The organism is Promicromonospora sp. NPDC023805, assembly GCF_040639635.1.
GTDB lineage: Bacteria > Actinomycetota > Actinomycetes > Actinomycetales > Cellulomonadaceae > Promicromonospora.
The window spans coordinates 162,922-189,061 of sequence record NZ_JBFAAH010000005.1 but is presented as its reverse complement, the minus strand read 5'-3'; the positions used below and the strand labels follow the sequence as shown (position 1 = coordinate 189,061).

Annotated in this window: 27 protein-coding genes; 10 read left to right on the top strand and 17 right to left on the bottom strand. The window is 71.2% G+C overall.

Annotated elements, in window-relative coordinates; all coding sequences use genetic code 11:
• The first annotated feature begins 36 nt into the window (after window positions 1-36).
• Window positions 37-1,947: a protein kinase gene (locus AB0F70_RS08175; protein WP_357445919.1), complete on the top strand. Its 1,911-nt coding sequence runs from the start codon at window positions 37-39 to the stop codon at window positions 1,945-1,947.
• Window positions 1,948-1,989: 42 nt separating this feature from the next.
• On the opposite strand, the gene AB0F70_RS08170 is transcribed toward AB0F70_RS08175, so the two are convergent.
• Window positions 1,990-3,291, bottom strand: coding sequence for a hypothetical protein (locus AB0F70_RS08170; RefSeq protein ID WP_357445916.1), 1,302 nt, complete (start codon window positions 3,289-3,291; stop codon window positions 1,990-1,992).
• Window positions 3,292-3,668: 377 nt separating this feature from the next.
• Between AB0F70_RS08170 and AB0F70_RS08165 the strand changes: the two genes are divergently transcribed.
• Entirely contained in the window at window positions 3,669-4,778 is a 1,110-nt protein-coding gene (locus AB0F70_RS08165; protein WP_357445913.1) for a helix-turn-helix transcriptional regulator, read from the top strand.
• A gap of 101 nt (window positions 4,779-4,879) precedes the next feature.
• Here AB0F70_RS08165 and AB0F70_RS08160 read toward each other — a convergent pair whose 3' ends face one another.
• The 7 genes from AB0F70_RS08160 to AB0F70_RS08130 form a co-directional block, all read right to left on the bottom strand.
• Window positions 4,880-6,424: an aldehyde dehydrogenase family protein gene (locus AB0F70_RS08160; RefSeq protein WP_357445910.1), complete on the bottom strand. Its 1,545-nt coding sequence runs from the start codon at window positions 6,422-6,424 to the stop codon at window positions 4,880-4,882.
• On the bottom strand, window positions 6,421-7,842 hold the full coding sequence (locus tag AB0F70_RS08155) for a DUF1338 family protein (RefSeq protein ID WP_357445907.1): 1,422 nt from the start codon (window positions 7,840-7,842) through the stop codon (window positions 6,421-6,423). Before AB0F70_RS08155 ends, AB0F70_RS08160 begins: the two co-directional genes overlap by 4 nt.
• A gap of 43 nt (window positions 7,843-7,885) precedes the next feature.
• Window positions 7,886-9,103 carry an FAD-binding oxidoreductase gene (locus AB0F70_RS08150; RefSeq protein ID WP_357445904.1) on the bottom strand — a complete coding sequence of 406 codons (1,218 nt, stop codon included), beginning with the start codon at window positions 9,101-9,103 and terminating at the stop codon, window positions 7,886-7,888.
• A 167-nt stretch (window positions 9,104-9,270) separates the two neighbouring features.
• Window positions 9,271-9,669 (bottom strand): Fur family transcriptional regulator, encoded by a 399-nt coding sequence (locus tag AB0F70_RS08145; RefSeq protein WP_357445901.1) that lies wholly within the window; start codon window positions 9,667-9,669, stop codon window positions 9,271-9,273.
• Window positions 9,669-10,598 (bottom strand): metal ABC transporter permease, encoded by a 930-nt coding sequence (locus AB0F70_RS08140; RefSeq protein WP_357446010.1) that lies wholly within the window; start codon window positions 10,596-10,598, stop codon window positions 9,669-9,671. The genes AB0F70_RS08145 and AB0F70_RS08140 overlap by 1 nt, the downstream gene beginning before the upstream one ends.
• 2 nt (window positions 10,599-10,600) lie before the next feature.
• Window positions 10,601-11,416: a metal ABC transporter ATP-binding protein gene (locus AB0F70_RS08135; RefSeq protein ID WP_357445898.1), complete on the bottom strand. Its 816-nt coding sequence runs from the start codon at window positions 11,414-11,416 to the stop codon at window positions 10,601-10,603.
• 14 nt (window positions 11,417-11,430) lie between these two features.
• Window positions 11,431-12,402, bottom strand: a complete 972-nt coding sequence (locus tag AB0F70_RS08130; protein WP_357445895.1) for a zinc ABC transporter substrate-binding protein — start codon at window positions 12,400-12,402, stop codon at window positions 11,431-11,433.
• Window positions 12,403-12,548: 146 nt separating this feature from the next.
• On the opposite strand from AB0F70_RS08130, the gene AB0F70_RS08125 reads away from it, so the two are divergent.
• Complete coding sequence (locus tag AB0F70_RS08125; RefSeq protein WP_357445892.1) at window positions 12,549-13,961, top strand: glycine--tRNA ligase; 1,413 nt, start codon at window positions 12,549-12,551, stop codon at window positions 13,959-13,961.
• A 92-nt stretch (window positions 13,962-14,053) separates the two neighbouring features.
• On the opposite strand, the gene AB0F70_RS08120 is transcribed toward AB0F70_RS08125, so the two are convergent.
• Complete coding sequence (locus tag AB0F70_RS08120; RefSeq protein ID WP_357445889.1) at window positions 14,054-14,665, bottom strand: hypothetical protein; 612 nt, start codon at window positions 14,663-14,665, stop codon at window positions 14,054-14,056.
• A 306-nt stretch (window positions 14,666-14,971) separates the two neighbouring features.
• On the opposite strand from AB0F70_RS08120, the gene AB0F70_RS08115 reads away from it, so the two are divergent.
• From AB0F70_RS08115 to AB0F70_RS08095, 5 genes are all read left to right on the top strand, one after another.
• Complete coding sequence (locus AB0F70_RS08115; RefSeq protein WP_357445886.1) at window positions 14,972-15,511, top strand: hypothetical protein; 540 nt, start codon at window positions 14,972-14,974, stop codon at window positions 15,509-15,511.
• A 55-nt stretch (window positions 15,512-15,566) separates the two neighbouring features.
• The gene (locus AB0F70_RS08110) at window positions 15,567-16,613 is read left to right on the top strand and encodes an iron ABC transporter permease (RefSeq protein WP_357445884.1); all 1,047 of its coding nucleotides are present in this window, start codon (window positions 15,567-15,569) and stop codon (window positions 16,611-16,613) included.
• Window positions 16,613-17,656 carry an iron chelate uptake ABC transporter family permease subunit gene (locus tag AB0F70_RS08105; protein WP_357445881.1) on the top strand — a complete coding sequence of 348 codons (1,044 nt, stop codon included), beginning with the start codon at window positions 16,613-16,615 and terminating at the stop codon, window positions 17,654-17,656. The genes AB0F70_RS08110 and AB0F70_RS08105 overlap by 1 nt, the downstream gene beginning before the upstream one ends.
• Entirely contained in the window at window positions 17,653-18,447 is a 795-nt protein-coding gene (locus AB0F70_RS08100; RefSeq protein WP_357445878.1) for an ABC transporter ATP-binding protein, read from the top strand. The genes AB0F70_RS08105 and AB0F70_RS08100 overlap by 4 nt, the downstream gene beginning before the upstream one ends.
• A gap of 115 nt (window positions 18,448-18,562) precedes the next feature.
• Window positions 18,563-19,612: an iron-siderophore ABC transporter substrate-binding protein gene (locus tag AB0F70_RS08095; RefSeq protein WP_357445875.1), complete on the top strand. Its 1,050-nt coding sequence runs from the start codon at window positions 18,563-18,565 to the stop codon at window positions 19,610-19,612.
• 104 nt (window positions 19,613-19,716) lie between these two features.
• Here the strand turns inward: AB0F70_RS08095 and AB0F70_RS08090 are convergent, their stop codons facing one another.
• Window positions 19,717-20,010 carry a hypothetical protein gene (locus AB0F70_RS08090; protein ID WP_357445872.1) on the bottom strand — a complete coding sequence of 98 codons (294 nt, stop codon included), beginning with the start codon at window positions 20,008-20,010 and terminating at the stop codon, window positions 19,717-19,719.
• Here AB0F70_RS08090 and AB0F70_RS08085 point away from each other — a divergent pair.
• Window positions 19,997-20,275, top strand: a complete 279-nt coding sequence (locus tag AB0F70_RS08085; RefSeq protein ID WP_357445869.1) for a hypothetical protein — start codon at window positions 19,997-19,999, stop codon at window positions 20,273-20,275. The two genes, AB0F70_RS08090 and AB0F70_RS08085, sit on opposite strands and share 14 nt — an antisense overlap.
• Complete coding sequence (locus AB0F70_RS08080) at window positions 20,272-20,697, top strand: hypothetical protein (protein ID WP_357445866.1); 426 nt, start codon at window positions 20,272-20,274, stop codon at window positions 20,695-20,697. Before AB0F70_RS08085 ends, AB0F70_RS08080 begins: the two co-directional genes overlap by 4 nt.
• A 78-nt stretch (window positions 20,698-20,775) precedes the next feature.
• Here the strand turns inward: AB0F70_RS08080 and AB0F70_RS08075 are convergent, their stop codons facing one another.
• The 7 genes from AB0F70_RS08075 to AB0F70_RS08045 form a co-directional block, all read right to left on the bottom strand.
• Window positions 20,776-21,579: an isoprenyl transferase gene (locus tag AB0F70_RS08075; protein WP_357445863.1), complete on the bottom strand. Its 804-nt coding sequence runs from the start codon at window positions 21,577-21,579 to the stop codon at window positions 20,776-20,778.
• The gene (gene recO / locus AB0F70_RS08070; protein ID WP_357445860.1) at window positions 21,579-22,325 is read right to left on the bottom strand and encodes a DNA repair protein RecO; all 747 of its coding nucleotides are present in this window, start codon (window positions 22,323-22,325) and stop codon (window positions 21,579-21,581) included. Before recO ends, AB0F70_RS08075 begins: the two co-directional genes overlap by 1 nt.
• A gap of 77 nt (window positions 22,326-22,402) precedes the next feature.
• Window positions 22,403-23,032 carry a hypothetical protein gene (locus AB0F70_RS08065; protein WP_357445857.1) on the bottom strand — a complete coding sequence of 210 codons (630 nt, stop codon included), beginning with the start codon at window positions 23,030-23,032 and terminating at the stop codon, window positions 22,403-22,405.
• Window positions 23,033-23,128: 96 nt separating this feature from the next.
• On the bottom strand, window positions 23,129-23,881 hold the full coding sequence (locus tag AB0F70_RS08060; RefSeq protein ID WP_357445854.1) for a cytochrome d ubiquinol oxidase subunit II: 753 nt from the start codon (window positions 23,879-23,881) through the stop codon (window positions 23,129-23,131).
• Between the two features lie 141 nt (window positions 23,882-24,022).
• Window positions 24,023-24,640, bottom strand: coding sequence for a nucleotidyltransferase family protein (locus AB0F70_RS08055; RefSeq protein ID WP_357445851.1), 618 nt, complete (start codon window positions 24,638-24,640; stop codon window positions 24,023-24,025).
• A gap of 7 nt (window positions 24,641-24,647) precedes the next feature.
• Window positions 24,648-25,445, bottom strand: a complete 798-nt coding sequence (locus AB0F70_RS08050; RefSeq protein WP_357445848.1) for an ABC transporter permease subunit — start codon at window positions 25,443-25,445, stop codon at window positions 24,648-24,650.
• Complete coding sequence (locus AB0F70_RS08045) at window positions 25,442-26,122, bottom strand: ABC transporter permease subunit (protein ID WP_357445846.1); 681 nt, start codon at window positions 26,120-26,122, stop codon at window positions 25,442-25,444. Before AB0F70_RS08045 ends, AB0F70_RS08050 begins: the two co-directional genes overlap by 4 nt.
• Window positions 26,123-26,140 lie beyond the last annotated feature (18 nt).

Below are 26,140 nucleotides of genomic sequence, written 5' to 3'. Positions count from 1 at the left end.
GCCCGAGCGAGCGCATCCGAACCGAGGGAGTTCTCTGTGCTGTCCGATGTGGCGCGACGTGTCCGCGCACCTGAGATCGCACCACCCACCGCCGACGACCCGCCAGAGCTCGGCGGCTACGAGATCCGCGGCCGGCTGGGCCGGGGCGGCATGGGCATGGTGTATCTCGGAGCGACCCGGAGCGGTCGCCTGCTCGCGATCAAGGTCATCCACCCGGAACGCACCGACGAGCGCGAGTTCCGGGCCCGCTTCCGCCGTGAAGTAGCGGCGGCGACGAAGGTGCGCAGCCGCCGTATGGCGGCCGTCGTCGACTTCGACGTGGATGCGGCCACACCCTGGCTGGCCAGCGAGTACGTTCCCGGACCCACCCTGGCGCAGGCCATCGCCGAGCTGGGGAGCCTGCCCGAGCCGGCGGTCCGCGAGCTCGTCACCGGTCTCGCCGAGGCCCTCGACGCCATCCATCGCGAAGGGCTCGTCCACCGCGACCTGAAGCCCGCCAACGTGCTGCTCGGCCCCGACGGGCCGGTGCTGATCGACATGGGCATCGTCTCCGAGACGGACGCCACGTCGTTGACCACCACGGGCGTGCAGCCCGGGACTCCCCAGTTCATGTCGCCCGAGCAGGCCCGGGGCGAGGCCGTCACCCCCGCCACGGACGTGTGGTCGCTCGGCGCCGTCGCCCACCTCGCGCAGGCCGGGACCGCGCCGTTCGGGACGGGCAGCCTCGCGACGGTCACGTACCGGATCGTGCACGAGCAGCCCGACCTCGCCGTCCTGCCGTCCGGCCTGCGCCGCCTGGTCGGCGCCTGCCTGGCCAAGGACCCCGCCGCGCGCCCGACGACATCGGCGGTGCTCGCGTTCCTCGCCGAACCGGTGCCTGCGGATCCGTCGCCCGCTGAGGCATCGCTCACCGGTCGGCCGGCCACCCACCTGTCGGCCGCCGGCCGGCCGGCCACCCACCTGCCGGCCGCCGATCTGCCGTACGTCGAGGCGGTCGACACCGGAACCGGTCTGCCCGGCGCGGACACGGAGCTGGGCGCGGTACCGGCGTCCGCTGCCGAGCCGGACCGCCCGAAGGCGCCCGCGTCGTCGGGCAAGACCCGGCGCAGGGTCCTGATCGGCGTGGTCGCGGCGGGTCTGCTGCTGGGCGGCGGTGGTGTCGCGGCGGCAGTGGTGCACTTCCTGACTCCCGACGACACGCCCGGCGTGCTCGCACCCCAGGCCGGGGCCTCGCCCTCGGCCGAGCCGTCCGACAAGCCCAGCCCCACCCCGACCACGAAGAAGCCGAAGGCGACGCCGTCGGCGACGCCCAAGGGCTCTCCGGTCGCCGCGCCCGTCGACGAGCAGGCCGCCGGTGAGCAGGACGCTGCCCCGGCTCAGTTCCAGCCGGGCGCCGTGTCGATCCCGGCGAAGGTCCAGGTAGGCCAGAAGATCACCGCGGAAGCGACCGGCTGGACACCACAGCCTGACACTACCGCGTGCCTGTGGAGCATCGGCGGTGAGGAGCGGGACAACCTCGGGTCGTGCACCTACACCGTCGCGCTCGCCGACGTGGGCAAGTCCGTCCAGGTCAGGCTCACCGCCGCCCGGTCCGGGTACGCCGAGGCCGCGGCGCTCTCCAACGCCACCGGCATGGTGCCGCAACCGTCGGTGCCGCAGCCGGGCTGCACGATCGAGCTGGTCGACGGCCAGGCGCACCTCGGCTGGTTCGCCTACTGCGAGGTCGACCAGGACCCGAACGTCACCTACACGTGGGCGTGGGTCGACGTCGAGACCGGCGAGACCATCACGTGGGCGGAGTACGAGCCCAGTTCTCGCGTCTGGCTCCGCGGGGCCTACAAGGGTCACCGCGTGCGAGTGACGGTGACGGCGGAGCGGACGGGCTACCGTTCGGCCGAGTTCGCCACCACCTTCACCCTCCCGGACGAGCCGGCCCCGATCGACTGACCCGCCTCGGCGGCGAGCCGCTGCCGGTTCCACCGCGGAGTGTCACCAGGCCGGCAGGACCTCTGTCTCGTCCTCCGGCGGCCGCACCCGCCCCATGATCGACGACGCCATGATGATCCCCGGCTCGTCCCGGACCACCGCGGGCTCGCGGTCGTGCAGCAGCGCTGCGCCGTCGCGCGCCCAGCTGAACCCGGGCTCGTCCAGCGCAAGCCCGTACAGCACGTCCAGGTGGTCCGGGTGCCGCTCCGCGAGCAGGGCAAGCACCCAGGAGGGGACGTCGGGGTCGGCGAGCACCTGCGCGAGCCGCCCCGGCTTCCACGACGCGAAGGGCGCGGTGTGCACCTCGCGGAGCTGCGCGTACCAGTCGAGCAGCCGCAGTCCTTTGACTGGGTGGTGCACCAGCGCGAAGGCCTCGTCGTCGGGGTCGGCGGCGTCGTCGGGCAGCCAGCGCTCGTCGCGGAGCGACGGGAACAGCGCGAACTCCTCCGCCGGGGCGCCGATCCGGGCCTTGAACCGTAGGTAGCAGTCCATGACGTGCGACGCGGTGCCCTGCACCAGCACGTCCCCGAAGAGGTCGCGGAACGCGCGGTGGTGGTCGGCGACGAGCTCGCGGGCGCGGGCCACGGTGCGCGGGTTGCGGTAGGCGGGGCACGGCGTCGAGGCCAGCAGCCCGACGACGCCCCGCACGACCCCGACGACAGAACCCGGCGAGAAGACCAGCGGGGTGTCCGCGAAGATCCACGCCGCCCCGACCGGGAGGAGGCGCACGGACAGGGGTAGGCCCGGGAGGAGCGCGGTCGCCCGGATCTCGGAGCGCCCCGTGTAGACCCGGTACTCCAGGTCGTCCTCCAGGTTGTGCAGCACCGCGTGCTCGTCCACCAGGTCGGTCACCATGAAGTAGCCCAGCACGCCCCCGCCGCGCCACTGCCCGAGCAGCGCACGCTCGGCGTCGTCCACGGTGAGGCCGGCCGGGGCGGTGCCCGAGTCCTGCGGGGCGGTGCCCGGACCCGTGGCAGCGGGCGCGTCGCCGAGGAGCCTGTCGACCAGCGAGCCGCCCGTCCCACGTGGCCCCACGTGCACCAGCATGTCCACCGCGCAGTCACGCGTCATCGCGTCGCGCAGCTCGGTGTCGACGTCGTCCGGCACCAGCGACTCCGAGCGCACGTACGCGGCCTGCCGCCGGACGGGCTCGGCATTGCCCGGCCGACGCACGTGCCCGACCAGACGATGCTCCAGCCGGGTCGCGAGGTCGAGGCGCTCGCGAAGCGTCAGCCGGTTGAGGGGTCCTGCCCCGGGGTCCGAGCCTGCCTGCCCAGCCGAGATCGAGATCGGTGTCCGCGTCATGCCGTCTATGATTCAACGGCAAGCACTATGGACGGGCCTCAAAATAAGCCATCTGTGGATAAACACGAGGCGGCGGCCGCCGCGCACTCCGGCACACTGGGTGATTGATCGAAGCGATCCGGGCGGATCTCCAGCGTAAAGAGCACAAAGGGCCCAACATGGTCCAAGATCAGCCTTGCACCATGTCTTCTTCAGTCGGGTTCCGACCACGCGTCCCGGCAGTACAGCCTCACCGACCCGTACCGACGGAAAGGGATACACCCATCATGGCATCGGAGAAACGCCCCCGACGCGTTCCTGCGGTCATCGCCGACATACGCAGAAACCCAGGGTTCTTCCTTGGGGCCTTCGGTCTCTCGGCCTGGGCCTACATCGGCATGTCACACACCATCGCCGCCTATGAGGGGCCCGAGCTCGGCTACGCGCTTGGTATCGCCTACGAGGCGCTGGTGATCGGCCTGGCCTGGGAGGGACGACGTCGGGCCGACCGCGCGCTCGAGAGCGGCCGTGAGCCGGCCGGGCACGGGCGCTGGCTCGGCGGCGCGATCGTCGTCGGCGTGCTGTCCGGCGCGCTCGCCGCCTGGCACGGCTGGCTGCTCGGTGAGGGCATCTTCGCCGTCTCCCGTGCCGTCGCCCCCGTCCTCGCGGCCGTCGCGGTGCACCTGTTCTTCCAGTCGGCGTCGAGTGCGCGCAACCTCGACCGGCTGGCGCAGATCGAGCTCGACCGTGAGACGGCAGTGCTGGACATGCTCGACGCGGTGCGGCTGGCGCAGATCGCCCCCGAGGACGAGCGTGACGCACGCATCGCGGACGTGAACGCCGCGGTGACCCGGGTCCACCGCCACGTACCCGCCGGCGTCACCGCGGAGGTGACCCGCCCGCACCTGGAGTCGGAGCGCACGATCCGCGACGTCGTCCAGGAGGCCGCGGCGCTGGCCGGCGAGTGGATGCCGGATCAGAGCGAGCTCGAGCGGACCGCGGCCGACCGCGCACCGGTCCGCGTGAACCTGCCCGAGCTGGTCCTTCCCGCCGGCGTCCAGATGGGCCTGGCCGTGACCGACGGCGGCGAGCACGACAGGTCCGCGCACGACGAGCCTGCCCTGACCGGCAACAGCGACCCCGAGCCGGCCGCGGCGTCCGAGCGGATCCGGTCCGAGCCCGCCCTGACCGGCGAGACCGAGCGCGTGCAGCTGGAACGCAAGTACGCGCCCGTGACGCCGGCAACGGACTGGGAGACGCGCCCCAGCACCGGGACGATGCCCACGGTCACCGGGACGACGCCCGTGGTCACCAGCTCGGCGCCGTCGCTCCCCCCGCACCAGATCAGCCAGATCCGTGTGCTCCGGTGGGAGCAGAACCTCAGCCTCGACGAGGTCGCGGAGCGGGTGGGAGTCTCCGTGAGTGCGGTGAACAAGTACGCCCCCAGCACCGACGTGCCGACCACCGAGACCGGCTCCATGGCCAAGGTCTCCGCAGGTCTTTCCTGACCCGGTCGCTGGCTTGTCCGCGAAGTAGAGCGCCTGTCCGGTCTCCCTGGTAACGCCAGGGAGACCGGACAGGCGCTCTACTTCGCGGACAAGCCGGCGACTCAGCCGAAGTTGACGCCCTGCGCCAGCGGCAGCTCGGTCGAGTAGTTCACCGTGTTCGTGGCGCGGCGCATGTACTGCTTCCACGCGTCCGAACCGGACTCGCGCCCGCCGCCCGTCGACTTCTCGCCGCCGAACGCGCCGCCGATCTCCGCGCCAGAGGTCCCGATGTTGACGTTCACGATGCCGCAGTCCGAGCCGGCCTCCGACATGAACGTCTCGGCCTCGCGCACGTCCATGGTGAAGATCGCCGACGACAGGCCCTGGGGCACGTCGTTGTGGACGGCGATCGCCTCGGACAGCTCCGAGTAGGTGAGCACGTACAGGATCGGCGCGAACGTCTCGCGCTTGACGACGTCGGCCTGCGCCGTCATCCGCACGATCGCGGGGTGCACGTACGCCGCGTCCTCGGCGCCGGGCACGGTCACCGCGGTGCCGCCCACCACGAGCCTGCCGCCCGCGGCCACCGCCTCGTCGATCGCGGCGAACATGCGGTCGCGCGCACCGGCGTCGACCAGCGGGCCGACCAGGGTGCCCTCGGCACGCGGGTCGCCGACCGGCAGGCCGCCGTAGACCTTGGCGAGCCGCGCGACGACCTCGTCCGCCACCGACTCGTGCACGATCAGGCGGCGTAGCGAGGTGCAGCGCTGGCCGGCCGTGCCGGCCGCCGAGAACACCGCGCCGCGTACGGCGAGGTCGAGGTCCGCCGACGGCGCGACGATCGCCGCGTTGTTGCCGCCCAGCTCCAGGAGGTACCGGCCGCCACGCGCGGCGACGACGGGGGCGACCTGCTGGCCCATCCGCTCGGAACCGGTCGCCGAGACGAGCGCCACGCGCGGGTCGGCGACGAGGGCCTCGCCGGCCTCGCGGTCACCCAGGAGCAGCTGCGAGACGCCCGCCGGGAAACCGGCCTCGGCCAGCGCCCGGTCGAGCAGCGCGGAGGCGCCAACTGCCGAGAGCAGCGTCTTCTCGCTCGGCTTCCACACCACGGTGTCGCCGCAGACGAGCGCCACGGCCGTGTTCCAGGACCACACGGCCACCGGGAAGTTGAACGCGCTGATCACGCCGACGACGCCCATCGGGTGCCACGTCTCCATGAGGCGGTGACCCGGGCGCTCCGACGGCATGGTGCGTCCGCCGACCTGCCGCGACAGCCCGACGGCGAAGTCGCAGATGTCGATCATCTCCTGGACCTCGCCCAGGGCCTCGCTCGTGACCTTGCCCGCCTCGATGGTGACCAGCTCGGCCAGATCGGTCTTGTGCTCGGTCAGCAGCTCGCCCAGGCGCTTGATCACCTGGCCGCGCACGGGGGCGGGGACGGAGCGCCACGCGGTGAAGGCCTCGGCGGCCCGGTCGACGGCGGCGGTGGCCTCTGCGGCGCCGTCACGACGCACGGACAGCAGGGGCTGGCCGGACAGCGGCGACACGACGGCGAGGTCACCGTCGGTCGAGGCTTCCGGAGCCGTGGCACCCAGCCGCTCCAGGGCGGCGAGGGCGGCGTCCCGCAGCTCGGTGGTCAGCGGGGTGTGGGTGGTGGTGCTGGTCATCGCGATGCTCCCGTTGTGCGGTTGGGCGTGGTGAGGGTGGCCGGTTCGACGCCGAGGGTCTCGGCGGCGGCGGCGAGCGACCTGGCCACCTGGTCGGCGTACAGGTCGAAGGGGTCGTTGAGCTCGCGGCCGAGCGCGCCGGACATCCAGTCCGCGTCGCGGTTGATGCCCTCCTGGCTCGCGTCCTTGGCACCGTCGGAGGTCAGGTTGGACTGGAAGATGCCGGCCGCGGAGCGCGGCAGGAAGTCCTCGTAGACGACGGGTTCGCGGCGGAAGCGGGTCTCGACAGGCTCGACCAACGAGGAGGACTCGTAGGTGAACCAGCCGAGGCCCTGGGCAGCGAGCTCCGCCTCCGTCGTCGGGAAGGTCTTCTGCCAGACGGCGCGGGCGATCTCCTGCCGCTGCGCCTCCGTGAAGCCGGGGTCCTCGGCGCGGGCCGCGGCGGCGGCCTCGTCGATCGCGATGACCGCTGCGTCGTACGCGGCACGGCCCTCGCGGGTCAGCGCGATGCCGCGCGCCTCGACCTCGCCGAACCGCACGCGCAGTGAGTCGCTCACGATCTCGCCGTCGGCCGTGCGGAAGGTGCGCGGCTCCGCGAGCGCGCGGAACGACGTCTGGCGCAGGAGGACGTCCGGACCCTCCCAGCGCGGCGGGCCCTGGATCGCGTCGATCATCGTGATCCCGCGGGCCTCCATGCGCGCGTACAGGTCGTCGATGTCGAGCACACGCGGCGTGAGGTGGTTGATGTGCGTCGAGGCGATGCCGCCGATGTCGGCGGCCACGGCGCTGACTGCCTCCAGCTCGCGGTACCAGGCCTGGTCCACGGGCTCACCGGACAGCTCGAACGCCTCGGTCGCCAGGCGCAGGAACTCCGCCGCCTGGTCCTCGGGCAGGCCGCCCTCGGTCTCTGCCCGGTCGGCGAGGGCCAGCAGCTCCGGGCCGAACAGCGTGCGGGCGCCGAGGAAGTTCTCCAGGCGCCGCTCGAGGTCGGCGGTGAAGAACCGGCGGTCCGCCGTGACGAGCATCGACGTGAAGACCCGGAACGGGTTGCGCGCCAGCTCCGCGCGTTCGATCGGGCGGAACGCCGTCGAGATCACCGGGACGGAGCTCGACGACGCGTCGCGCAGGTCGTAGAACCCGACCGGCTGCATGCCCATGGCGCCGAAGATCCGGGCGACCTGCGACATCTCGGTGGGCGTTCCCACGCGGATCGCGCCGTGCCGCTCCGCGGTGACGCGCGCGATGGAGCCGAGCCGCTCGGCGTCCGCGCCGTGCTTCGCCACGAAGTCGGCGTTGACCTCGTGCGACACGTCGAGCAGCGTGGTGTAGGCCGGAACTTCCTTGCCGTACATGTCCGAGAGGCTGCGCGCGAACGCGGCCCTGAGCTGCCAGGGCTCGAGGAACGTCGGTGCCGACATCGGTGTCTCCTTGTCCTTCAGATGGGTCCGTCAGATGGGTCCGTCAGATGATGTTGGCCTCGGGGCCTCGTCGCCCCGGGCCGGTGGTGGTCGTGCCGGAAGGGTCCGCAGCGAACCGGTCGGCGCTGAACCCGGACACGTCGATCGGGGGCGTGCGGCCCGCGTACAGGTCACGCACCGCCTCGCCGACCGCGGGTGCCTGCAGGAACCCGTGGCCGGAGAAGCCGGCGGCGTACAGCACGCGCCCCGGCACGCCGGTGGCCTCGCCGATGAGGGCGTTGTGGTCCGGCGTCATCTCGTAGAGACCCGCCCAGCCGCGCGCTACCGGCACGTCGACCAGCTCCGGGGCGCAGGCCCCCAGCGCGCCGCGCAGCAGCGGCAGCCAGGCCGGGTCGTACGTGCGCTCGAAGGCGATGGGCGTCGCCGGGTCGGCGATCCCGAGCAGCAGGCCGTCGGGTGCCGCGTTGTGGAAGTAGAAGGTGGTGCCGTAGTCGATGGTGAACGGGATCCGCGACGGCGCCGGTTCCAGCGCAGGGGTGAAGCCGATCTGCCGCCGGTAGGGGTCGACGGGCAGGTCGAGCCCCGCCTTGGTGGCCACGTCGCGCGTCCACGCGCCCGCGCACAGCACGACGGCGCCGGTCCGCACCCGGCCCTGGTTCGTCCAGACCGCTACGACGTCGTCGCCCCTCGTCTCGACGTCGATGGCCGTCACGTGCGTGCGGACGGTCGCGCCGTGGCGCTCGGCGCCCGCGGCATACCCCTCGACGACGGCCTTGGGGTGGGCGAACCCGTCCCTCGCGGCGTAGGCGGCGCCCTGGTACCGGTCGACGTCGACGTACGGGTTGAGCCGGCGGACGGCGTCGGGGCTGAGCATGCGGCTCGCCACGCCGCGCTCGTTCTGCATGGCCACCGACTCCTCGAAGAGCGTGACGTCGTCGCCGTCCGGCAGGAGGAACAGGTAGCCCGGCTGCTGCAGCCCGATGTCCGCGCCCGGACGGTTGACGAAGTCCTCGTACAGCTCGAGGCTGCGGCTGCCGAGGTCGACGTTCGCGGGGTCGGAGAACTGCGCCCGCACTCCCCCGATGGGCTTGCCCGAGCTGCCCGAGGCGAGCTCTTCGGCCTCCAGGAGCAGCACGTCGACGCCGTCCTCGGCGAGGTGGAACGCCACCGACGCGCCGATCGCACCGCCGCCGACGACTACCACCTCAGCCCGCGCGGGGAGCCTGCCCCGCCGGTCCGCGGGGTGCCGTGCTGAGGTCATGCACGCATCCTGCCATGTGCTCCTGCGAATGCGGACACCCGCCGGAACTCTTCCTGTTGTGGCAGCCCGAACCCGGGAACGCACCTGTCAGACGCATGCCCACGTGTCAGACGTACAGGTCACCCGAGTGACCTGTACGTCTGACAGGTCGGGGCGGGTCTGACAGGTCAGCTCGCGGCGGTCGCGCGGCAGTCCGCGCAGGTGCCCCAGAGCTCGATCGTGTGCTCGATGTCGTCGAAGCCCTGGGCCGCTGCGACCTTCGAGGCCCAGGCCTCGACCGTGGGCCCGTCGATCTCGACGGTCCGGCCGCACATCCGGCACACCAGGTGGTGGTGGTGCTCGCGGCGCGCGCACCGGCGGTAGAGGCTCTCGCCGTCCTCGGCGCGCAGGACGTCCACCTCGCTCGCTTCCGCGAGCGCCTGCAGCGCCCGGTACACGGTCGCGAGGCCGACGGACTCGCCGCGGGCGCGCAGGGTCTCGTGCAGCTGCTGCGCCGAGCGGAAGTCCGCGATCTCGTCGAGCGCCTCGACGACGGCTGTCCGCTGGCGGGTCATACGTGCGGCCATCAGCGGCACTCCTTCGCGGCGGCCACCGCACGTTCCGATGCGGCAGCAGGCAGGTCGACGTCGTCGGGCAGGTCTGGATGCGGGTCGTGCGCGGGACGCCGCCGGGTCAGGAACGGTGCCACCAGTGAGACCACCGCGTAGACCGCGATGGCAAGGACCACGATAGTCGCGCCCGGCGAGACGTTGTACCAGTAGGTGATGGTCAGGCCGGACACGCAGACCACGACGCCGACGACGCACGCGGTGAGCATGGTGCGCCCGAAGGCGTGCGTGACCTGCTGCGCCACGGCGACGGGCACGATCATGAGCGCGCTGACGAGGAGCAGGCCGACGACGCGCATGGCGACCGTCACCGTGAGGGCGGAGACGACGGCGACGATGATGTTCAGCGCCCAGACGGGCAGGCCGGACGCGACGGCGAACTCCTCGTCGTGGCTGACCGAGAACAGCGCGTGCCGCAGGCCCACCCCGACGGCCAGCACCACGAGGGAGAGCACGACGGTGAGCCAGAGGTCGCCGTCGGTCACCGTGGAGATCGAGCCGAACAGGTACTGCATGAGGTTCCCGGAGGAGCCGCCGGCGACCCCGATGAGGAAGACGCCGCCTGCGATGCCGCCGTAGAACATGATGGCGAGCGCGAGGTCGCCGGAGGTGCGGCCGCGGCGCCGGACCACCTCGATGAGGACTGCGCCGATCACCGCGGCGATCACGGCGCCGGGGATGGCGAGGGCGTCGTTCGGCGTCAGCCCCATGCCCGCGCCGACGAGCCAGCCGAGGGCGACGCCCGTCAGGGCGACGTGGCCGATCCCGTCGCCGAGCAGGGACAGCTTGCGCTGCACCAGGTAGGTGCCGACGACGGGGGCGGTGATGCCGACGAGGAGCGCGGCGATGAGGGCCCGCTGCATGAACGGGTCGGTCAGCATGAGCATGATCACGGGCGCACCTCCAGGTCGAGTGCCCTGGCTTCGGTGTCCCGAGCCGTCCGGCTGTCGTTGTCGTCGGCGTGCGGGTGCTGGTGCCGGTGTCCGACGCGGTCGTGGTCGTGCCGGGCGCGCGGCGGGGCGCCGTCGTGCACCACCTTGCCGTGCCGCAGCACGACGGCGCGGGTGACGAGCGGCTCGAGCTCACCGAGCTCGTGCAGGACGACGAGCACGGTGAGGCCGCCGTCGACCAGCCGCTTCATGGTGGCGGCGAACGCCTCCTGGCTGGCGACGTCCACACCCGCGACGGGCTCGTCCAGTACAAGAACGTCGGGTTCCCGGACCAGGGCGCGCGCGATGAGGATGCGCTGCTGCTGGCCGCCCGACAGGAGGTGCACGGGGTCGCGCACCCGGTCGGCGAGGCCAACCTGTTCGAGGGCCGTGTCGACCTGGTCGCGCCAGCCGCGCGGCGGCCACAGCCGGCGGCCGTGCAGCAGGCCGGACGCGACGACCTCCTGCGCGGTCGACGGGATGCCGCCGCCGGCCGTCGCGCGCTGTGGCACGTAGCCGATGCGGCTCCAGTCGACGGCGGCCCCGCGCCGGCCGGCCCCGAGGGGCTTGCCGAGCAGACGGACGGTGCCATCGGACGGCGAGTTGATGCCGACGAGCGCACGCACGAGGGTCGACTTGCCGGAGCCGTTCGCGCCCAGCAGCGCGACGACCTCGCCGCGATCCACCGTCAGGTCGATGCCGCGCAGGATGTGGCTCGCGCCCGCACGGAAGTGCAGGCCACGGGCCTCGATGACGGGTTCGCTCGTCTCGGTCACCTGCCTAGTGTCCGTCATTCGCAGACCAGGCCCTCCTCCAGTGCGGCGAGGTTGGCCTGCATGACCGAGACGTAGTCGTCGCCCGCGGCCGTGGCGTCCTCGGACAGGCCCTCCAGCGGGTCCAGCACGGCGGTGTTCACACCCAGGTCGGCGGCGAGGGTCTCGGTGACCTTGGGGCTCACGAGCGTCTCGGAGTACAGGGTCTTGATGCCGCGCTCCTCGACGATGTCGCCGATCTCGCGCAGGCGGGCCGGGGACGGCTCCACCTCGGGGTCGAGCTCGGAGATACCCACCTGCTCCAGCGCGTACCGGTCGGCGAGGTAGCCGAACGCGGCGTGGCTCGTCACGAGCGTGGCGCCCTGGCAGGCGGCGAGGCCGTCCGCGAACTCCTGGTCCAGCTCGTCGAGCTGCTGGCCGAGGCGCTGGGCTCCCGCGGCGTACTCGTCGGCGTGCTCCGGGTCCACTGCGGCCAGCTCGTCGGCGACTACCTTCCCGACGGCGGCGAGCCGGCTCGGGTCCAGCCAGAAGTGCGGGTCGGTGGCGCCGTGGTCGTGCTCCGCGTGCTCCTCCTCGGTCTCGCCCGCGTGCTCCTCCTCGGTCTCCTCGGCGTGCTCGACGAGGCCTGCGGCGTCGGCCGCGTCGACCACATGCTTGGGCGCGCGCGCCTCGACGCCCTCGTCGACGGCGTTCTGGAAGCCGGACAGGTAGACCACCAGGTCGGCGGTGCCGATCTCGCGGACCTGCGCCGGGGAGAGCTCGAGGTCGTGCGGCTCGGCGGCCGGGGGCGTGAGGTTGTCGACAGTGACCAGGTCGCCGCCGATCTGCTGCGCCACGTACTGGAGGGGGTAGAACGAGGCGAGCACGGTGACGCCGTCGGACTCGCCGGAGGAGCCGACCGCGTTCTGCGTCGAACAGCCTGCGAGGGTCGCCGTGGCGACGAGAGCGAGGCCGGCGAGAGCAGCGCTGGTGGCGCGAGTCTTTATCATGAGAACGATTCTCACGCCTGTTGAGAACCGTTGTCAAAGATCGACACCGAGAGGTCGGTCACTGGCTTATTCGCGCAGGCCTCAACCTGCCCGGACGGTAGGCTGGGCGGACATTGTTTACCGCCTGTTCCCCTGGAGAGACCCTCGTGTCCGACAAGTCAGTGCGCTCTGCGCAGACCGCCAAGCTCGACGCCGTCGTCTCGCTCGCGAAGCGACGAGGTTTCGTCTTCCCGTCGGGTGAGATCTACGGTGGAACGCGCTCTGCGTGGGACTACGGCCCCCTCGGTGTGGAGCTCAAGGAGAACATCAAGCGTCAGTGGTGGCGTTCGACCGTCACGAGCCGTGACGACATCGTCGGCCTCGACTCGTCGGTCATCCTGCCCCGCCAGGTGTGGGTCGCCTCCGGCCACGTCGGCGTGTTCACCGACCCGCTCACCGAGTGCCTCTCGTGCCACAAGCGCTACCGCGTGGACCAGATGCAGGAGGCGCACGCGGAGAAGAAGGGCATCGACGACCCGGACTCCGTGCCGCTGACGGACCTGGTGTGCGTGAACTGCGGTACCCGCGGCCAGTGGACCGAACCGCGCGACTTCAACATGATGCTGAAGACGCACCTCGGCCCGGTCGAGGACGAGTCCGGCCTGCACTACCTGCGCCCCGAGACCGCGCAGGGCATCTTCGTGAACTTCGCCAACGTCGCAGCGGCGGCGCGCAAGAAGCCGCCGTTCGGCATCGGCCAGATCGGCAAGTCGTTCCGCAACGAGATCACGCCGGGCAACTTCATCTTCCGCACGCGCGAGTTCGAGCAGATGGAGATGGAGTTCTTCGTCAAGCCGGGCGAGGACGAGGAGTGGCACCAGTACTGGATCGACCAGCGCACCAGCTGGTACACCGACCTGGGCATCTCGGCCGACAACCTGCGCCACTTCGAGCACCCCAAGGACAAGCTGTCGCACTACTCGACCCGCACGGTGGACATCGAGTACCGCTTCGGCTTCCAGGGCAGCGAGTGGGGTGAGCTCGAGGGCATCGCGAACCGTACGGACTTCGACCTGAAGACCCACACGGAGAGCTCCGGCAAGGACCTCGCGTACCGCGACCCGGTGACGAACGAGAAGTACTACCCGTACGTCATCGAGCCGGCCGCGGGCCTCACCCGGTCCCTCATGGCCTTCCTCGTCGAGGCGTACGCGGAGGACGAGGCGCCCAACACCAAGGGCGGCGTCGACAAGCGCACCGTGCTGCGTCTTGACCCGCGCCTGGCGCCCGTCAAGGCAGCGGTGCTGCCGCTGTCCAAGACGGCGGACCTGCTCCCGACGTCGGAGGCCCTGGCCGCCGAGCTGCGGAAGTTCTGGAACGTCGACTACGACGTGACGCAGGCCATCGGCAAGCGCTACCGCCGCCAGGACGAGATCGGTACGCCGTTCTGCATCACTGTCGACTTCGACACGCTCGACGACCAGGCAGTGACGATCCGGCACCGTGACTCCATGGAGCAGGAGCGCGTGGCGCTGGACAAGGTAGTCGGTTACCTGGCCGGTCACCTCGTCGGGGCCTGAGGGGTAACGCAGCTGTCGACATGAGCCGTCCGTGGCCGTTTCTACGGGCCGGGTACGAGACCCAGCCTTAGGAGCAGCCGCGGACGACTCATTTATTCTGGCGGACCGCCGGCTCCACAACTGACACCTGCCTCCGGAACCTTGTCCCCACAGACGTAGAGCTTCCAGTCCGTCACGACGCGATACTTCCGGCCGGACTCGGACTCGTAGTCGAATGAGACATCTTCCAAGAGGGCGCCTGCATCGTCGACCTCTACGGCCAGCATGATCTCTTCGACGCGCCCATTGAATGCATCCGCACACTGAACAGTCACCCCATGGCCTTGAATGCCCTCGGTGATTGTCCCCGGAGATTCCTCGAAGTACTTGTCGAGCGGGTCAGCCGGAGTGCCCAGCATCGACAAGTACGGGTCGGTCTCAGACCGATCGAAGGTGCGCAGGTACGCCACAACGCTTCGCGGCTCGAGGCCCGCAGGGCTGGTCCAGTCGAAACCACTGATGGTCATCGGACGGTCGTCGTCGAGGCACGGTATGAAGCTTCCGAATGTCGCAGACCAGGGCTCGCCGGGATGGCGACCCTCGGGAGGCAGCACGGACATTCCGCCGCCCCCTCCGTATATCGACAATGGATGAGAGTCGCCGCCCGGACCGTCGTCCCGGTGCTCACTCACCCCGCCCGCAGCGCAGCCGACCAGCATCAACATGGCTCCCACCGCGCCGACCACCTCGGTTCGCACCCGTGCCACTGCTCCGATCATCTGTGACCGGCCAGTTCCGGACCCGACGCTGCCCTTGCTCGACGGATGCTACGGAGCCCGCACTCGTCCCCGCTACGAATCCGAGGGTGAACTCACCAGGGTTTTCACGCCCGCCGATTCGGCACCTTGGCCGGCGCTCTCACCCGGGTGAGAACAGGTCAAACCTGATCAGAATGTGCAGGCCGGAGGCTCTGGTAGTCGTAGCGTGCCGCAATCCCGGCACCACACAAGTACCGGAAGAGGTTGGCCCCCATGATCCGCCGAACCATCGTTGCCCTCGTGAGCGTTCTCGCGCTCGCCCTCACGGCGTCCGCGCCAGCTCACGCGGCGACCCCCGATCCGACCATCGTGAAGATCAACGCGGCACCCGAGCCGATCAAGGCGGGCAGCACGCTCACGATCGAGGGCACCATGAGCTACAAGCGGTCGGGCACGTGGCACCGCGCGCCGGCCGGCAAGACGCTGACGGTCCGGTTCGACCCGGCGGGCCCCGACGGCAGCCGCGCGGTCAAGAACGTCCGCACCAACTCGAACGGCGAGTACCGCACCACGTGGAAGCCGACGCGTACCGGGACCTGGATCATCTCCTGGGCCCGCACGTCCTCCCTGCAGGCAGCGACCGCGGGCGACGAGGTCTGCACCTACGGCGGCGGTCGCTGGGAGTGCCCCGTCTCGCCGACCAACCCCGACGTCGACTGCTCGCAGATCGGCCGGACCGTCTGGGTGGGCAACAACGACTACCACCGCCTCGACGCCGACAACGACGGCTGGGGCTGCGACTCCTACTCCTGACCACCCCCGCCGGTGAGCGTCCTGACCATTCCGCGGCTTATGGAACACTTAGGCAATGCTTACCTCACCTGCGGCTGCGCCCGCGGGACGCCGTGAGGGTGCGGAAGCCGTAGCCCACCGTGCCCGCCGCAGGACGCTCGCGCTGGCGACGGCGCTCGTCGCCCTGCTTCTCGTCGTCCTCGCGAGCCTCGCGCTCGGCGTCCGCGACATCAACCCGGCGGAGGTCTGGCGCGCCCTCACCGCACCGGTCGCCGGGTTCGTGGACCACGACGTGGTCCTGGACCAGCGGCTACCCCGCACCATCGTCGGCCTCGCGGCCGGGATCGCGCTCGGCACCGCGGGCACCCTGATCCAGGGGGTCACGCGGAACCCGATCGCCGATCCCGGCCTGCTGGGCCTGAACTCGGGCGCGTCGCTCGCCGTGGTCTGTGCGGTCTGGATCTTCGGCATCACCTCGCCGATCGGCTACGTCTGGTTCGCGTTCCTCGGCGCAGCCGCCGCTGCGGCGATCGTGTTCTCGGTGGGGCGCGGCCAGCCCGTGCGGCTCGTGCTGGTCGGCGCCGCCGTGACGGCGCTCATCACGCCGCTCATCACGCTCGTCCTCCTGCAGGACCAGCAGGCGTTCAACCTGTACCGGTTCTGGTCGGTCGGCTCCCTGACCGGCCGCGGCCTGGACACCGTCGCCTGGCTGTGGCCGTTCATCCTGGTCGGCGTGATCCTCGCCGCCGTGCTCTCGCACCGGCTCAACATGCTGGCCCTCGGCGACGACGTCGCGACGGCGCTCGGCCAGCGGGTGGGCACCACGCGCACCCTCTCCGCGATCGCCATCGTGCTGCTCGCCGGTACGGCGACGTCGCTCGCCGGTCCGATCGCGCTGGTCGGCCTCGTGGTACCGCACGCAGCGCGCCGCCTCGTCGGCACCGACTACCGCTGGGTCATGGGGATCGGTGCGCTCCTGGGCCCCGTGATGCTGCTGGCCGCCGACGTCCTCGGACGGCTGATCCTGCCCCGGTCGGAGCTCGAGGCCGGCGTCGTCGCCGCGCTCCTTGGTGCGCCGGTGCTGATCGCCGTCGCCCGGAGCAGGAACGTGGTGGGAGCCTGATGACCGCCGACACCAGCAACACCGTCGACACCGTCGTCGCCGGCCTGCGGGCCGTCCGGCGCCGCCGTCAGGTCCTCGTCGTCTCCGGGATGGCCCTCCTGGTGCTCGTCGCCGGGACCGGAGCCCTGCTGATCGGCGCCGCCGGGCTGACCCCGGGCCAGGCGATCGCCGGGGCCCTCGGGCTTGGCGACAAGGGCGACGTCTTCATCATCCAGAAGCTGCGCCTGCCCCGCATCGAGGCCGCAGTCGTGGTCGGCGCCGCCTTCGGGCTGGCGGGCGCCCTGTTCCAGTCGACCCTGCGCAACCCGCTGGCCTCGCCCGACATCCTCGGGATCTCCAGCGGGGCGAGCCTCGGGGCAGTGACCGGCCTGCTGGCGCTGGGCATGAGCGGGGTGGCGCTGTCCGGCCTGGCCTTCGCGGGCGCCGGCCTCGTCGCCCTCGCGATCTGGCTGCTGGCCTGGCGCAAGGGTCTGCACTCGATCCGGTTCGTGCTGGTCGGCGTCGGGTTCGCGTACCTGTGCTCGTCCCTGGTCGCCTGGGCGATGGCCCGCGCGGAGGAGAACGAGGCAGCGGGTGTGCTCATCTGGACCGTCGGCTCCGTGTCCGACATCCGCGGCGAACAGCTCGCGCTCGTCGCCTCCGGCACGGTCGTGCTCGCCGTCGTCGTCGCGCTGGTCGCCCGGACGCAGGGGCCGCTCTCGCTCGGGGACGACAACGCGCGCGCCCTCGGCGTGCACGTGGACGCCGCCCGGATCGGCACGCTGCTGCTCGCTGTGGCGCTCGTCGCGCTCGCGACCAGCGCGGCCGGCCCGATCGCCTTCGTCGCCCTGGTCGCCCCCGCCATTGCCCGCCGCCTGGTGAACGACGGCGGCGCCGCGCTCGTCGCGTCCACCGCCACCGGAGCGGCACTGACCCTGGTGGCGGACGTCGTCGGGCAGCACGCGCTGCTCGGCGTGGCCGCCCCCGTTGGCATCGTCACGGGGCTCGTGGGCGCCCCCTACCTGCTGTGGCTGCTCGCCACGAACGAGAAGAGGAGCCGATGACCAACCTGCGCGCCGAAGGCGTCAGCCTGGGCTACGAGGGCCTGCGTGTCATCGAGGACCTCGACCTGACACTGCCCGACGGCAAGATCACCGCCGTCGTCGGGCCGAACGCCTGCGGCAAGTCCACGCTGCTGCGCGGCCTCGCGCGGCTGCACCCGCTCGACGGCGGCCGGATCACGCTCGACGGCACCGACATCACGGCGATGCCCCGCAAGGAGCTGGCCCGCAAGATCGGCATGCTGCCGCAGTCGTCCATCGCGCCCGACGGCGTCCGCGTCGCCGAGCTCGTCAGCCGCGGCCGCTACCCGCACCAGGGCTGGTTCGGGAGGCACTCGTCCGACGACGACGCAGTGGTCACCACCGCGCTGGAGTCCACCGGCGTCGCGGAGCTCGCGGACCGGCCCGTCGCCGAGCTGTCGGGCGGCCAGCGTCAGCGCGTGTGGATCGCGATGGTCCTGGCCCAGCAGACCGACATCGTGCTGCTCGACGAGCCGACGACGTTCCTCGACGTGCGCCACCAGCTCGACCTGCTGGACCTGCTCACGGAGCTGAACCGGGACCGCGGCACCACCGTCGCGATGGTGCTGCACGAGCTCAACCTCGCCGCGCGCTACGCCGACCACCTGGTCGTGATGTCGGCAGGGCGGATCGTCGCCGAGGGCGCGCCGTCGGACGTGCTGACCCAGGAGGTCGTGAGCGAGGCGTTCGGGCTGCGCGCCCAGGTCGTGCTCGACCCGGTGGCGGGCTCGCCGCTCGTCGTCCCGGTGGGCCGCTTCCACTCCGGCGCGTAACGCACCTCACTCAGGGCTCCCCAATTTCGCAACATCGTCGTTACCTAATGTGGTTAGGGTTACCTCATCTCGACCGGCATCCGCCGGTCGTTCGCCTGAACCCCCAGGAGTAACCGTGCGCCCTCGCCGTTCCCTCGCGGCGGCCGTCGGCATTGTCGCCGCGTCCGCCCTCGCCCTGTCGGGCTGCTCGTCCGAAGCCCCGGCCGCGGACGGCGCGACGCCGTCGGCCGATGCTTCCGGCGCGACCGACGAGTTCCCCCTGACCATCGAGCACGCCCTCGGCGAGACCACCATCGACGCGGCACCCGAGCGTGTCGCCACGTGGGGCTGGGGTTCGACCGAGGCCGCGATCGCCGCTGGCGTCTACCCGGTCGCAGTCGCCGAGCAGACCTGGACCGTCGGCGAGGGCAACCTCCTGCCGTGGGTCGAGGAGGCCTACGACGAGGCGGGCATCGACAAGCCCACGGTGCTGACCGACGCCGAGGCCGGCGCGTCCGTGCCCTACGAGGAGTTCGCGGCCGCCGAGCCCGACCTCATCGTCGCTCCCTATTCGGGCATGACGCAGGAGCAGTACGACCTGCTCAGCGAGATCGCCCCGGTCGTCGCCTACCCGGAGGGACCGTGGCAGACGTCGTGGGACGACACGATCACGCTGACTGCGAATGCGCTCGGCCGCAGCGCCGCGGGTGAAGACGTGCTCGCAGGCATCGACGAGTACCTCGCCGGTCTCGCGGAGGAACACCCCGAGTTCGAGGGCAAGACGATCGCCGCGATCTGGGACGCACCGGACCTCGACGCGGTGTACGTCTACAACTCGTCCGACGCTCGCGCCGGCTTCCTGGAGCGCCTCGGTTTCACCACCGCGCCGGCTGTCGACGAGCTCGACACCACCAATGGCAAGGAGTTCACGTACACCCTGTCCTACGAGGAGCTGGACAAGCTCGAGTCGGACGTCGTCGTCAACTACTCCCAGACCGAAGAGCTCGCGGCGGAGGTTCCGGACAAGCCCGAGCTGCAGGCGATCCCGGCCATCAAGGCAGGCAGGCTCGCCCAGCTCGCCGGCACGATCCCCGTCTCGTCGGTCGGCCCCCCGACCGCGCTCTCGTACGACTACGCGGACGGCGTGCCCGCGCTGGTCGACGAGCTCGCCAACGTCCTGGGCTAGCCTCCCCGCCTCGGCAATTCATCGTGCGCATGTGTATTTCGTTGTGCACACGCAAGGCAGGGAATAGATTTCACCCGCCGCCTGGCATGAAGATCTATCTATGGTTAACGGAGCCCCATGCACAAGCCCACAATGCGTCGGATCGTCGCGGTCATGGCAGCGTTCGTCCTGTCCGGTAGCGCGATCGTCGCCGTAGCACCCACAGCCTCAGCCGCGACGTGCCTGTCCCACGGGGGTGGCGGGAGCTTGCGGACCTGCTCGGAGGTGACGTCGACCCATCGGTCGTCCTTCACCGTCGCGTACCGTGACGCGATCCTCAACGACACCTCGCGCTCGATAAGCGGAACCTGCAAGGCAACAACGAGCAAGACAACGAAGCACACCGTGAACGCGAGCATCAGCACCGCCGTGAAGGCCGGGATCTTCGCCGAGATGGACGTCACCGCTGGATACGCGCTGGAGACGAGCCTCACGTCCGGTCTGGAGACGTCAGGCACGTTCACTGTGCCGGCCAGATCCAGGGTCTACTGTGACCGCGGTACGTGGGTAGAGAAGATGAGCGGCTACAGCGTGACGACCAATCTCGGACCGGGCGGCGGCCGAGTACGTGTCGACTGGACCTCGACCGCACCCGAGCGCAACGCCTGGCGGTTCTACGAGTGAGCAGGCGCGCGTGCGGCACGATCGCGGCAGGCGCGTTGGCCATCGCGATCACCGCAGGCTGCACGTCCCGGGGGCCTGAGTCCGGTCCTCAACCGGACCGTTCTACAGCGCCCTCCGCCTCGAGCGAGCTCGCACCTTTGTCCGAAGACCTACGGGACGGCGAGGAACTGATCCTGGCCGGCGACATCGACGGTTCGCCGATCGACATCCCTCAGGTGCGGTCGAGTTCGTTCGTGATCTACGTCAGATGCGAAGGCGGAGATCAGCTGAGCATCATCTATGAAGGAACCGACTCCCCGTACAAGGCTCCGTGCGACGGTGTCCCGACAAGGGTCGAGGTACACCTCGAGTCGGCTGGCACCTCGCTGTCGATCGACGACGTGCAGGGAAAGCGCGGCCAGTTCGTCATCGCGCAGATCTAAGTCGCATCGCAGCGGAAAACAGGCGAGCGCATCATCCACAGCCGGACGGTGGATGATGCGCTCGCTTGCTGCCCGTGTCTACCTCGACTTCGGCGTGGGGGTGTCGAGCGCACCGCCGTAGCGGCGGTCGCGGCTCGCGTACTCCTCGACGGCGCGCCAGAGGTGCCGGCGGTCGACGTCGGGCCACGGCTCGTCGAGGAACACCATCTCGGCGTACGCGGCCTGCCACAGCATGAAGTTGGACGTGCGCTGCTCGCCGGACGAGCGCAGGAACAGGTCCACGTCGGGCAGGTCGGCCAGGTAGAGGTACTTCTGCACAGTCTTCTCGTTGACCCGGTTCGGGTTGAGCCGGCCGGCGGCGGCATCGCGCGCCATGGCCGCGGCGGCGTCGGCAAGCTCGGCCCGGCCGCCGTAGTTGACGCACATCGTCAGGGTGCAGAGGTCGTTGTCCTTGGTGCGCTCCTCGGCCTCCTGCAGCACGTTGATCACCGACTTCCACAGCTTCGGACGGCGTCCGGCCCAGCGGATCCGCACGCCCCACGACGCCATGACGTCGCACTGGCGCCGCATCACGTCCTGCGTGAAGTTCATCAGGAAGCTCACCTCCTCGGGCGAGCGCTTCCAGTTCTCGGTGCTGAACGCGTACGCCGAGACGTACTCGACGCCGACGTCGACGGCCCCGGCGACGACGTCGAGCAGTGAGTGCTCACCCGCCCGGTGCCCCTCGATGCGGGGCAGGCCACGGGCGTTCGCCCAGCGCCCGTTGCCGTCCATGACGATGGCGACGTGGCGCGGCACGAACTCCTTCGGGATTCGCGGGGCCTGCGCGCCGGACGGGTGCGGGAAGGGCGCCACCAGCTCGCGGCTCGCGGTCCGGGCCATCAGCGCTCCACCATCTTCAACGATCGCAACGTTCTCTCCAGGTAGTACTGGCCATAGGCGGCGACGAGGCCGCTCGCCTCCTTGCGGTGCCGCGCGTCGGACGCGTCGGCGGTCTCCCAGTCGCCCGCGAGCAGCGAGGACAACAGGGCGAAGGTCTCGGGCGCCGGCGCGGTGGAACCCGGCGGCCGGCAGCGCGGGCAGACGGCGCCGCCCTGCGCCACGTTGAACGAGTGGTGCGGCCCTGGCTCGCCGCAGCGCGCACAGTCCTCGAACGACGGCGCCCAGCCCGCGACCGCGAGCGCGCGCAGCAGGTACGAGTCGAGCACCAGGCCGGCGTCGTGGTGCCGCTCCGACAGGGCTCGCAGCCCGCCGGCGAGCAGCCAGTACTGCTGCACGGACGGCTCGTGCTCCTGCGCGACCAGCCGGTCGGCGGCCTCGAGCATCACGGTGCCTGTCGTGTACAGGCCGTAGTCCTGGCTGATGGCCCGGGCGTACGCACCGATGGTCTCGACCTGCGTCACGGTGTCGAGCCCCATACCGGGACGCGGGCTGCGACCGGTGTGGAACTGCACGTCGACGGCCATGAACGGCTCCAGCCGCGCACCGAACTTGGATGACGTCCGCCGCACGCCCTTGCCCACTCCGCGCACCTTGCCGTGCTCGCGCGTCAGGAACGTGACGATGCGGTCCGCCTCACCCAGCTTGTGGGTGCGCAGGACAATCGCGTCGTCTCGGTACAGGGGCACGAGAACATCATCCCAGGTGCGTCTGACACTCGGGACGCGTCAGCGCTCTCCATCTTCTGGTCGCGCTGCGCTCCGCGTCAGCGCTCCACGAACCGCGTGCCGTCCGTCGTCAGCTCCGGCTCCCACACGAACCGGTGGATCACGTGCTTCTCGAGCACGCCGCGGACGATGAGCGCGACCGTCCCCCAGATCGCGAAGAGCAGGACCGTCTGCAGGAAGTTGTTGCTGATCTTCTCGAACCCCGTGAGGGCGAGCGTGGGGATCAGGAACATCAGGCCGAGGAACGCGGGCAGCAGGTGCACGCCTATCCACTGCACCACCGAGAGCAGCTCGACGCGGCGTTCGGCGAGGACGCCGTGGAAGTCCATCACGTTGACCACGTGGTCCGCGCGCCACTTGGCGACGTGCCGGGCGACCGTCCACTGCGCGTCCCTGGCATCCAGGGAGGAGCTTCCGGTCGGGAGCCAGATCCCGAGGATCTGGTGGATCTCGGCGGGCGTCAGGTAGCCCTTGTCGAGGACCGTCAGGCTGTGCACCGGCGGCTGGCGTGTGTTCGTCGGCAGCACGAGCGCGGCGAGGAACAGCAGGACACCACCCGACCCGAGCAGCGCCACCAGCGCGTCCGGGAGCCACGGTAGGAGCAGGGTCGCGGTGGCGAAAGCCAGCGCGCCGAGCAGCGCGCAGACTATGCGGTTCTTCATGGTCATGGTGAGCAGGACTTTACCGGCATCTCGCCCTGACCTGTAGCAAAGGTCCGGCAGCCATCAGAAGAACAGCTCAGAAGAACAGCTCAGAACAACCGGTCAGAAGAACAGAGTGTCCCGCCTGCCCAGCGGGCGGGCGATGAGCCACCACGCGAGGACCTGGAGCGCGAGGATCACCGGCAGCACCGCCATCGCCACGAATCCGAGCGACGCCATGGCCTCCGGGGCGATCCCGCCCTCGACGAGCCGCGGCCACGCGGCGACGGCGGTCCCGACGACTGGCGCCGTGATCATCACCGAGGTGACGATCACCGGCAGCGGTCCCGTGCGGCGCAGGCGCCACGCGACGACGGCGTCGCCGTGCAGGCGCGTCACCACCACCGCCACGATGCCGAGGGCCAGGGCCGCGAGGCCGTTCCCCCACGCCACGCCCAGCAGCGCGCCCCAGCTCCCGGCGAGCGCGATGCTCGCGACCACGAGCACGACGTCCCACACGTCCCGCCAGATCTTGCCGGGCCGTCGGCTGCGCAGCCAGATCCCGGCGTCGCGCAGCACCCACGAGCCGATCAGCGTGATCGCCACCGGAGACCCTGCGTCCAGCAGGTCTGCCGTGGCGTGCGGGAACACGCCGATCAGCACCCCGAGCGCGGCCACGAGCCACACCTCGCCGGGCACGAGCAGCGGCCCGACGGCGCCCAGCACCACGCGCCGCTCCGCCGGTTCGCGCCGCCGGTTCCCGCCGTCGTGGCGCTCCTGCAGCAGGGTCGCGCCGGCGCCCTGGACGGCTCCGTCGAGCAGCACCCACCCCGTCACCAGGACGGCCAGAAGGACTGCCCAGGCCGCTGCGTTCATCGGACCACCTCCGGCTCGGGCCTCGCGTCCGGTGTTCCGGCACGCTCCAGAGACTACGTAGCCGGACCGGCCACGGCGACAGGATTCGGGCAGAACTGGGGAAAGGTCAGGGATCACCCCGAGTGCGTGCTCGGGCTGGCCCTACTCCCCCTGGTCGGGAAACCTCGCGGGACCTGCCCGGTCGACGTCGTCGCCGCCACCGAGGTCAGTGCAGTCGACGGCGACGGCGGCATGGGCGCGCAGGTACGGACCGGCGCCCGTGTCGCCCCGCACCGCGTCGGCCAGCGGCCGCCAGTGCGCGCGGCCGACCAGCACGGGGTGGCCGGGCTCGCCGCCGTAGACGGCGCGGGCCAGCGCGTGGCGTGCGGCGTCCGGCTCCCCGGACACGGCGGCGAGCACCCGGCGGACGGCGTCGGCCCGCAGGCCGGGCAGGTCGACGAGGGAGACGACGGCGACGTCGGCCCCGCTCGCCCCGCCGGCCGGCGCGCTCGCGACCGCGGCGAGGCCCGCCCGGAGCGACGCCGCTATCCCGGACGCCCAGTCGACGGCGACCACTGCCGTGGCCGTGGCGGGCACCAGCTCCCGCGCCTCGTCGGCCCGCGCCCCGAGCACCACTACGACGTCCTGGCAGCCGCCGTCGAGCAGCGCGCGGCACGCGAGCTCGAGCCAGGGGGTGCCGTCGCCGGCCCGGGCGAGCGCCTTGGGCATCCCGAACCGGGTCCCGGCCCCGCCGGCCAGCACGACCCCGACTCCTCTCACGAGCCCGTCACCGGCCGTAGCGGGCCAGGACGAACGACTCCGCGATCTGCGCCAGGAGGTAGAGCGCCAGGGAGGCCAGCGTCACCACGAGCATGCCCGTCCAGACCAGGTTGTTCTCGGACCGTCCCACGGCGTTGACCACCATGCTGCCGATCCCCCGGCCGGTGATCAGCCACTCGGCAAGCAGCGCGCCGGTGATCGCGCCCGGCACCGAGATCCGGATCGACGCGAACAGCGCGGGCAGCGCCGACGGGAACGCGACCTTGACCAGCAGGGCGAACGGTCCGCCGCCGTACACGTGCACGACGTCGGACATCTGCGTGGACACCGAGCGCAGCCCCTGGACGATGTTCACCAGGGCGGGGAACAGCACGACGATCCCGGACACCACCGCCACGCGGACCAGCTCGTCGGAGAAGAGCAGCCGGATGATCGGCGTCAGCGCGATGAGGGGCACCGCGCGCAGGATCAGCGCCACCGGCATGACGGCGGTCTCGACCGGCCGGAACAGCACGATCAGAGCCGCCATGACGGTCGCCGCGAGCATGCCCGCCACGAACCCGATGGCGGCGTCGCCCAGCGTCACGCCGAGCGCCGTGGCGATCTCCGCGCGGGTCTTGGCGGCGTCGTCGTCGGCGAAGAGGAACTCGTAGACCTCGGCGGGGCCCTTGGCGACGAAGGTGTTGTCCACCAGCGCCACCGACACGACCCACACCACGGTGAGGATCGCGAGCATGAGCAGCGCCGTCCCGAGCGCCCTGCCGACGCCGGTCGCGAGGTCGCGCCCGGTGCTTCCCTTGCTCATCCTCGTCCCCCTCCGGTCGACCACGGCACCGCTACCCGGCCCAGCACGCCGAACACCGCATACCCAACGCCCGCGACGAGCGCGCAGGCGAACATGATTCCCCAGGCGCGTTCCACCATGAGGCCCTGGCCCGCGGCGATGAGCGCGGGTCCGACGCCGCGGTCGACGCCGCCGATGTACTCCCCGAGGATCGCGCCGAGGAACGCGGCGGGCGCCGCGATCTTGCACGCGCTGATGATCTCCGGCAGCGCGGACACGAGCTGCACCGTGACGAGCTGCTTCCAGCGGCCTCCGCCGTAGACCCGCACGACGTCGAGCGCCGCCCGGTCCGCGGACCGGAACCCGAGCACCGCCCCGACGACCGTGGTGAAGAAGACCGACAGCGCCGCCAGCACGACCGCCGTCGGCGAGGGTTCGCCCGAGTCCGGCGGGCCGAGCACTATGTACAGGATCGGCAGGACCGCGATGGTCGGCACGCAGTAGCTGATGACAGCGATCTGCGAGATCACCGGCTCCAGCCGCGGCGTGAGCAGCACGAGGGCCGCCAGCACGAGCGCCAGGCCGTTGCCCCACGCGAACCCGATCAGCGCCTCCACCACGGTGCCGCTGAAGTTGTTCGCGTAGAAGGCCCAACCGTCGGCGCCGTACTGCCGCAGGACGCCGGGCGGCGTCGGCATCGACGAACCGTCGAACAC

Excerpts from the sequence above, each read along its gene's own strand:
- AB0F70_RS08170 (WP_357445916.1), bottom strand. The coding sequence starts at position 3,291 with ATGACGCGGACACCGATCTCGATCTCGGCTGGGCAGGCAGGCTCGGAC.
- AB0F70_RS08165 (WP_357445913.1), top strand. The coding sequence starts at position 3,669 with ATGTCACACACCATCGCCGCCTATGAGGGGCCCGAGCTCGGCTACGCG.
- AB0F70_RS08160 (WP_357445910.1), bottom strand. The coding sequence starts at position 6,424 with ATGACCAGCACCACCACCCACACCCCGCTGACCACCGAGCTGCGGGAC.
- AB0F70_RS08155 (WP_357445907.1), bottom strand. The coding sequence starts at position 7,842 with ATGTCGGCACCGACGTTCCTCGAGCCCTGGCAGCTCAGGGCCGCGTTC.
- AB0F70_RS08150 (WP_357445904.1), bottom strand. The coding sequence starts at position 9,103 with ATGACCTCAGCACGGCACCCCGCGGACCGGCGGGGCAGGCTCCCCGCG.
- AB0F70_RS08145 (WP_357445901.1), bottom strand. The coding sequence starts at position 9,669 with ATGGCCGCACGTATGACCCGCCAGCGGACAGCCGTCGTCGAGGCGCTC.
- AB0F70_RS08140 (WP_357446010.1), bottom strand. The coding sequence starts at position 10,598 with ATGCTCATGCTGACCGACCCGTTCATGCAGCGGGCCCTCATCGCCGCG.
- AB0F70_RS08130 (WP_357445895.1), bottom strand. The coding sequence starts at position 12,402 with ATGATAAAGACTCGCGCCACCAGCGCTGCTCTCGCCGGCCTCGCTCTC.
- AB0F70_RS08120 (WP_357445889.1), bottom strand. The coding sequence starts at position 14,665 with ATGTTGATGCTGGTCGGCTGCGCTGCGGGCGGGGTGAGTGAGCACCGG.
- AB0F70_RS08115 (WP_357445886.1), top strand. The coding sequence starts at position 14,972 with ATGATCCGCCGAACCATCGTTGCCCTCGTGAGCGTTCTCGCGCTCGCC.
- AB0F70_RS08110 (WP_357445884.1), top strand. The coding sequence starts at position 15,567 with ATGCTTACCTCACCTGCGGCTGCGCCCGCGGGACGCCGTGAGGGTGCG.
- AB0F70_RS08105 (WP_357445881.1), top strand. The coding sequence starts at position 16,613 with ATGACCGCCGACACCAGCAACACCGTCGACACCGTCGTCGCCGGCCTG.
- AB0F70_RS08100 (WP_357445878.1), top strand. The coding sequence starts at position 17,653 with ATGACCAACCTGCGCGCCGAAGGCGTCAGCCTGGGCTACGAGGGCCTG.
- AB0F70_RS08090 (WP_357445872.1), bottom strand. The coding sequence starts at position 20,010 with ATGCTCGCGTTCACGGTGTGCTTCGTTGTCTTGCTCGTTGTTGCCTTG.
- AB0F70_RS08075 (WP_357445863.1), bottom strand. The coding sequence starts at position 21,579 with ATGGCCCGGACCGCGAGCCGCGAGCTGGTGGCGCCCTTCCCGCACCCG.
- AB0F70_RS08065 (WP_357445857.1), bottom strand. The coding sequence starts at position 23,032 with ATGACCATGAAGAACCGCATAGTCTGCGCGCTGCTCGGCGCGCTGGCT.
- AB0F70_RS08060 (WP_357445854.1), bottom strand. The coding sequence starts at position 23,881 with ATGAACGCAGCGGCCTGGGCAGTCCTTCTGGCCGTCCTGGTGACGGGG.
- AB0F70_RS08050 (WP_357445848.1), bottom strand. The coding sequence starts at position 25,445 with ATGAGCAAGGGAAGCACCGGGCGCGACCTCGCGACCGGCGTCGGCAGG.
- AB0F70_RS08045 (WP_357445846.1), bottom strand. The coding sequence starts at position 26,122 with ATGCCGACGCCGCCCGGCGTCCTGCGGCAGTACGGCGCCGACGGTTGG.